This is a genomic window from Paenibacillus cisolokensis, assembly GCF_018403665.1.
GTDB lineage: Bacteria > Bacillota > Bacilli > Paenibacillales > Paenibacillaceae > Paenibacillus_AH > Paenibacillus_AH cisolokensis.
Genome location: NZ_BOVJ01000258.1, coordinates 1 through 5,684 on the forward strand (window position 1 = coordinate 1; position 5,684 = coordinate 5,684).

General features: G+C 57.1%; 6 protein-coding genes and 1 pseudogene. 2 read left to right on the plus strand and 5 right to left on the minus strand.

Annotated features, from left to right (window positions below; all coding sequences use genetic code 11):
• The first annotated feature begins 470 nt into the window (after positions 1 to 470).
• Positions 471 to 911 (plus strand): hypothetical protein, encoded by a 441-nt coding sequence (locus PACILC2_RS25680; RefSeq protein ID WP_213531844.1) that lies wholly within the window; start codon positions 471 to 473, stop codon positions 909 to 911.
• A 67-nt stretch (positions 912 to 978) separates the two neighbouring features.
• On the opposite strand, the gene PACILC2_RS27730 is transcribed toward PACILC2_RS25680, so the two are convergent.
• The 5 genes and pseudogenes from PACILC2_RS27730 to PACILC2_RS25695 form a co-directional block, all read right to left on the minus strand.
• Complete coding sequence (locus PACILC2_RS27730) at positions 979 to 1,479, minus strand: extracellular solute-binding protein (protein ID WP_244863871.1); 501 nt, start codon at positions 1,477 to 1,479, stop codon at positions 979 to 981.
• Positions 1,458 to 1,625: a hypothetical protein gene (locus PACILC2_RS27735; protein ID WP_244863872.1), complete on the minus strand. Its 168-nt coding sequence runs from the start codon at positions 1,623 to 1,625 to the stop codon at positions 1,458 to 1,460. The genes PACILC2_RS27730 and PACILC2_RS27735 overlap by 22 nt, the downstream gene beginning before the upstream one ends.
• Positions 1,577 to 2,299 carry an ABC transporter substrate-binding protein gene (locus PACILC2_RS27740; RefSeq protein ID WP_244863874.1) on the minus strand — a complete coding sequence of 241 codons (723 nt, stop codon included), beginning with the start codon at positions 2,297 to 2,299 and terminating at the stop codon, positions 1,577 to 1,579. The genes PACILC2_RS27735 and PACILC2_RS27740 overlap by 49 nt, the downstream gene beginning before the upstream one ends.
• Positions 2,300 to 2,574: 275 nt before the next feature.
• Positions 2,575 to 3,404 (minus strand): annotated as a pseudogene (locus tag PACILC2_RS25690) (carbohydrate ABC transporter permease).
• Positions 3,401 to 4,357: a carbohydrate ABC transporter permease gene (locus PACILC2_RS25695; RefSeq protein ID WP_372447243.1), complete on the minus strand. Its 957-nt coding sequence runs from the start codon at positions 4,355 to 4,357 to the stop codon at positions 3,401 to 3,403. Before PACILC2_RS25695 ends, PACILC2_RS25690 begins: the two are co-directional and overlap by 4 nt.
• 223 nt (positions 4,358 to 4,580) lie before the next feature.
• On the opposite strand from PACILC2_RS25695, the gene PACILC2_RS25700 reads away from it, so the two are divergent.
• A complete protein-coding gene (locus PACILC2_RS25700; protein ID WP_213531846.1) occupies positions 4,581 to 5,486 on the plus strand; it encodes an RraA family protein in 906 nt (301 codons plus the stop codon).
• The last annotated feature ends 198 nt before the right edge of the window (positions 5,487 to 5,684 follow it).

Sequence of the window (5,684 nt, forward strand, 5' to 3'; positions counted from 1 at the left end):
GCAAAAGATGCCGATTCGAAAATGTTAACTAACGGACTTTCACAGCGCTTCAGCCCATATTTCGCCAAAACGCCCATTCGGAAAGGCAACTAGACGCCAGAGTACGCCGGAACTCCTCCATGGCCGCAAACGCGTCAAACGCAAACGCGTCAAAAGGAGATTCTCGCCTCGTCTAACCGGTTGGCCCCGGCTAGCCGACATGTGGTTGACTGCTACCATGCGGCGAGCCGCGCGCTGGGAGTCGTGCGCTGGGAATCGTGCGCTGGGAGTCGCGTGCGAAATGAATGGCTCAAGCTTTTAACGATCGCCACTATCCTTGGCCGCGAAAAACGCCTGTTTGCAAATGTAACGATCACCGCCGGCGCCGCTTAGCGGCCGGAATTGTGGTGAAAGGGGCTTTTTCACTCTCTAAGGTGCGGGTGCGCGTCTGACCGTTAGAATGGATCATACTAAGGTGCGCGTGTGCGTGTATGACCGTTAGAATGAATGATGTCGGCAATCACCCGTTTAAGCGGCTCCCTTGTTCGTTTGAAACTCCAAAGCCAAAGCCGAAGATTCCTGCAAAAGTGCATCTTTTTTGCGCTGTTTTGACCAAAACTATGAAATTCCTGCGATTATGCAGGATTTTTGTTAGCAAATTGCTTAAAACGGTAAAAATGTATAAAATTAACTGCATTTTTGCAGTAATTTTTGATTTTTCCGTTTTTTGGAGCGAAAAACTGCATTTTTGCAATTTTGCGCCACCTCCTCATAAGCAGCACTCGGCCTTTCCCTCAGACCTGGTTTCCATCGCGACCGCAGCGCCCGGCCCTTCTCCGCTGGAACCGCCTTCCATCGCGACCGCAGCGCCCGGCCCTTCTCCGCTGACACCGCCTTCCATCGCGACCGCAGCGCCCAGCCTTCTCCGCTGACACCGCCTTCCATCGCGACCGCAGCGCCCGGCCTTCCCCTGCGGCGGCCGGTTTGCTCTGCGCGAGGTCAGCCGCCGGCTTTCGCGGCCAGCTCCTTGCCCATCTTGTCCAGCTTGTCGTACGCCTCTTCGACCGACTGCTGGCCGAAGGCGACCGCATCCATCTCCCGCTTGAAGCCGTCCACAAATTCGCTGTAGCCTGCCGCCGCCGGATAGAACGGCATCGCCTTGTCGAGGGAAATGTCGTACAGTTCTTTGCCAAGCTTGTCTTTCGGCTCCAGCGTCGGCTCGAGCTCGCTGTAAATGTCCGGATTGATCGGAATGCCCCGCGTCAGGCCGAGAATTTTGCCGGCCTCCTTATCCGCGATGAACCATTTGACGAACTTTTTCGCTTCCTCCTTCTGTTTTGAGTTGGCGCTTACGCTCAGGAAGATCGTCGACTGCGCCCAGCCTCCGCCTGCCGGACCGACCGGCATGTTGACGATGCCCACTTGGCCCGGCATGAGCTGCTCCAGCGCGCTGACGGAGCCGGTCGTCGCTCCGCGGGTCATGACCGTGCCCGAAGCCATCGGATCGGCCTGCGGATCGTTCTCCAGGAAAGCGCCGCTTTTTCGGCCGGCGGCACGATGCCGGCTTTTCGGAATTCCTCATACGTATGGAAAAACGTCATGAACGTCTCCTTGTCCAGGTTGAACGTCTTGCCTCCGTCCGCCATAACCGGACCTTTTCCCTGGGACGCCTGATAATACTGGTAGCCGTCCCAGGTCGTCGTGTCGCCGATCGGATATTTGCCTTCCGGCAGCTTCGTCCGGGCATCCCTCGCCCATTGGAAAACTCCTCCCACGTCCAGTCCTTGTGCGGCAGCGGAATGCCGGCGGCCTCGAGTTCCGTCTTGTTGTAGGCGATCCCCTGCGCGTTCAGGCTGAGCGGAATGACGTACAGCTTGCCGTCGATCTTGAGATTCTCGATTACGGCAGCGTCCACGACGTCGCTCAAGTCGATGTCGGACAAATCTTCCAGCTGACCCCTGGCGACATATTCCTGCAGGTAGGCGGCGTCCATCTGCAGAACGTCCGCAATCGACTTCGAGGCGGCAAGCGTCGGCAGCTTCTGCCAATACGCGTCCCATGCCATATATTCCGGCTTGAAGGAGACGCCCGGATTTTGCTGCGTATACAGCTCGAGCGCTTGTTTGGTCGCTTCGTGGCGCGCATCGGTTCCCCACCACATAATGCTGAGCGTCCTGGACTTGCCGCCGTCTTCCCCGCCGCCGGTGCTCGTTCCGCCGCTTTCGTCCCCCGAATTTCCCCCGCCGGAGCTGCAGGCCGACAATATAAGCAGCACTGCCAGTACGAGCCAATACAGCCCTCTGGATCTGACCGGTTTCATCCTGTCCGTTCCCCTTTCCGTTCCCAATATTGATTCCAGCCTTCCCCTTCACACTTCGCCTTCGCACTTCTCCTTCACACTTTTCCTCCAGTCTTCTCCATCGCACTTCCCTTCGCAATTTTCCTTCACTTTTCCTCCAGCCTTCTCCATCGCACATCCCTTCGCACTTCTCCTTCACACTTTTCCTCCAGCCTTCCCCTTCACCCTTCTCCATCGCACTTCCCTTCGCAATTCGCCTTCACACTTCTCCTTCACAGCTATCCCTTAAACTCCCGCTATCCCTTCAGTCCGGTCGTCGCGATCCCCTCGACAAAATGCTTCTGCGCAAGCAGGAAAATGACGACCGAAGGCACGATCGACAGAAGCGACATGGCGAGCAGCTGCCCCCATTGAATTTCAAACTGGTCGATAAACATCCGCAGCGCCAGGCCGACCGTAAACTTGTCGATCGAGCTGATGTACAGCACCTGCGCGAAAAAGTCGTCCCAGCTCCAAATAAAGGTAAAAATCGCCACCGTCACGAGCGCCGGCTTAAGCAGAGGGAAGATGATGCGCAGGAAAATGCCGTAGACGGATGCGCCGTCGATCTTCGCCGCCTCGTCCAGGTCGCGCGGAATGCCGCGGATGAACTGAACGAGCAGGAAGATGAAAAAGGCGCCTCCCCCCAAAAAATGCGGCAGGACGAGCGGAACGTAGCTGTCCACAAAGCCGAAATGATTGAACAAAATATATTGCGGCACGACCGTCACTTGTCCGGGCAGCATCATCGTCAGCAGCATGATCGAAAACCAGAGCCCGCGCAGCTTGAAATTGAGCCGCCCGAAGCCGTAAGCGACGAGCGCTGCCGTAAGCACGCCTCCGATGACGTTGCCGGCCTCCATCAGAAGCGTATTGCCGAAGAAGCGGGCGAACGTATACTCGCCGGAAAACCGCCAGCCTTCGCTGTAATTCTCCCACATCGGCGTTGCCGGCCATAAGGTCGGCAGGCGAAGCTCCTCCGTTTTTTGAGCGAGGCGCCCGCCCACCACAAGACGGGATACAGCATGAGCAGCGAGAATGCGGTCAGCAACAGATGCCGGAGCGTCCGTCTATGCAGCGCCTTCATTTCACTTTCCCCCCGTCCGATTCGTAGAATACCCAGTAGCGGGAGACGAAGAAATTGATCGCCGTAAGCGCCGCGACGATGACGAGCAAAATCCAGGCGAGCGCGGAAGCGTATCCCATCTGGTAATGCTTGAACGCTTTCTCGTAAAGGAACAGCGCGTACATGTAGGTCGAATTGATTGGCCCGCCTTTCGTGATGATAAAAGCGGAGGTGAACATCTGGAACGAACCGATAATACCGAGCACCAGATTGAAAAACATGACGGGCGAAAGCATCGGCAGCGTAATGTGGAGAAATTTGCGCAGCGGCCTCGCCCCGTCCACGGCGGCCGACTCGTAGAGCTCCTGCGGAATTTGCTTCAGGCCGGCGAGAAAAATGACCATGGTCGATCCGAACTGCCACGTATTCAGCAAAATCAACGTGCCGAGCGCCGTATCCGGGTTCGAAATCCAGCCGACTCCCTGAATGCCGAACCAGGCCAGCACCTGGTTGACGTAGCCGTCCAGCCCGAACATGTTTCGCCACAGCGCCGCGACGGCGATGCTGCCGCCGATCAGAGAGGGAAAGTAGATCGCCGTTCTGTAAATATCCATCCCGCGCAAGCTTTGGTTCAGCGCCATCGCCACGAGCAGCGAGAAGAGCAGCTTGAGCGGAACGGAGACGAGGACGAACATAAAGGTGACGCCGAGCGATTTTGCAAACAACGGATCGTTGCCGAAAATTTTCGCGAAGTTGTCCGTGCCGATCCACTTCGGCTGGTCCAGCAGCGAATATTCGGTAAACGACAGGTAGAACGATTGCGCGATCGGCCATAACGTGAGCAGAAAAAATCCGAGCAACCACGGCGATATGAACAAGTAGCCCGCCCAGTTGGCATCGCCGGTGCCGCGACGTTTTCGTCCGGGCCGCTTGGCCGCATCCGGTTTGGCGACCGTCATGACCCCATGGCGCATCAACTCCTTTTTGAACAATACTATAAACGAAAGCGATTTCAGGCGAACAGGTGACGAAATTATGAAATGGTTTGATTTTTAAATAGTTAGGTGGGAAATTTTACGGGCGGCCGTGCGAAAACAAAAAAAGCCGCATCGACAAAAGCGGCGCCGTGCTTGACAATAGAACCGAGATTGGCCGCAACCTTGCCGCATACTATTAATTTCGGAAGAGGTGCTTCAGATGAAGTTTGACAATCCGGAAGATATCGTGCAGCTGACCCCGCATTGGGAAGGAGAACGTTTCGCCAACGGCCGTCCGAAGGTGCCGGACGACATATTGAGGCGCTTGCGGAACATTACGCTCGAGGAAGCGTGGGGCGCGCTCTGGCATCGCGGTTATCATTTTCAGTTCGAGGGCGATTTCAAAATTATTCATCCCGATCGCGTCATGGTCGGGCGCGCCGTTACGGCCGTCATGGTGCCCAAACGTCCCGATCTGCATGACACGCTGCTGAAATACGGGCACGAGCAGGAAGGCCGGAAAGGCTTCTTCAATCAATGGGTCATCGACACGCTTGTAGAGGACGACGTCGTCGTCGTCGATCTGTTCGATAAAATTCATATGGGCACCTATGTCGGCGGCAACTTGTCGACGGCCATCGCGAGCCGCACGAAACGGGGCGGCGCGGTCATCTGGGGCGGCATCCGCGACAACCAGCAGGTGGTCCGGATCGACAATATCAATGTGTTCTATCGCGGCAGCGATCCGACGGCCATCGCGGACGTGACGATGGTCGGCATGAATGTGCCGACGCGAATCGGCAAGGCCGTTTGTCTGCCCGGCGACATCGTGCTCGGAACGCCGGCCGGCGTCATCTTCATTCCGCCGCATCTGGCGGAGCCGACGGTCGTGCAGGCGGAAAAGTCGCAGGTCCGGGACATCTTCGGCTTTATCCGTCTGAAAGAGGGCGTCTACACGACGGCGCAGATCGATGCCGCTTGGGACAAGGCGCTTTGGGACGATTTCGCGAACTGGTTTGCAACCGACGAGGCGGCGGCGAATTACCGCCATTTGTCGTGGGAGAACGAGCTCACGGAAGCGCGCCGGCAGAAGCGGGACGGCTCGCCAAGCGATGTCAGGCTATAGCCTTCCTTCATGGCGATGCATCAGAGGAGCGGCTCGGGCAACGGACCGATCGCATGATCGTCCCCGCTCCCGCGCGCCTCGCAAAAGAACAGCCCTGGCGGGCTGTTCTTTGCGCATCGGGGGCTATTTCCCTTGGGACTCGCGGTATTCGCTCGGCGACACGCCGACCTTCTTCTTAAATGAGCCTTTTGCATAATT

Bases quoted from the DNA above. Each gene is read 5' to 3' on its own strand.
- PACILC2_RS27730 (WP_244863871.1), bottom strand. From the start codon at position 1,479: ATGGCTTCGGGCACGGTCATGACCCGCGGAGCGACGACCGGCTCCGTC.
- PACILC2_RS25695 (WP_372447243.1), bottom strand. From the start codon at position 4,357: ATGCGCCATGGGGTCATGACGGTCGCCAAACCGGATGCGGCCAAGCGG.
- PACILC2_RS27740 (WP_244863874.1), bottom strand. From the start codon at position 2,299: ATGAAACCGGTCAGATCCAGAGGGCTGTATTGGCTCGTACTGGCAGTG.
- PACILC2_RS25680 (WP_213531844.1), top strand. From the start codon at position 471: ATGACCGTTAGAATGAATGATGTCGGCAATCACCCGTTTAAGCGGCTC.
- PACILC2_RS25700 (WP_213531846.1), top strand. From the start codon at position 4,581: ATGAAGTTTGACAATCCGGAAGATATCGTGCAGCTGACCCCGCATTGG.
- PACILC2_RS27735 (WP_244863872.1), bottom strand. From the start codon at position 1,625: ATGGCGGACGGAGGCAAGACGTTCAACCTGGACAAGGAGACGTTCATG.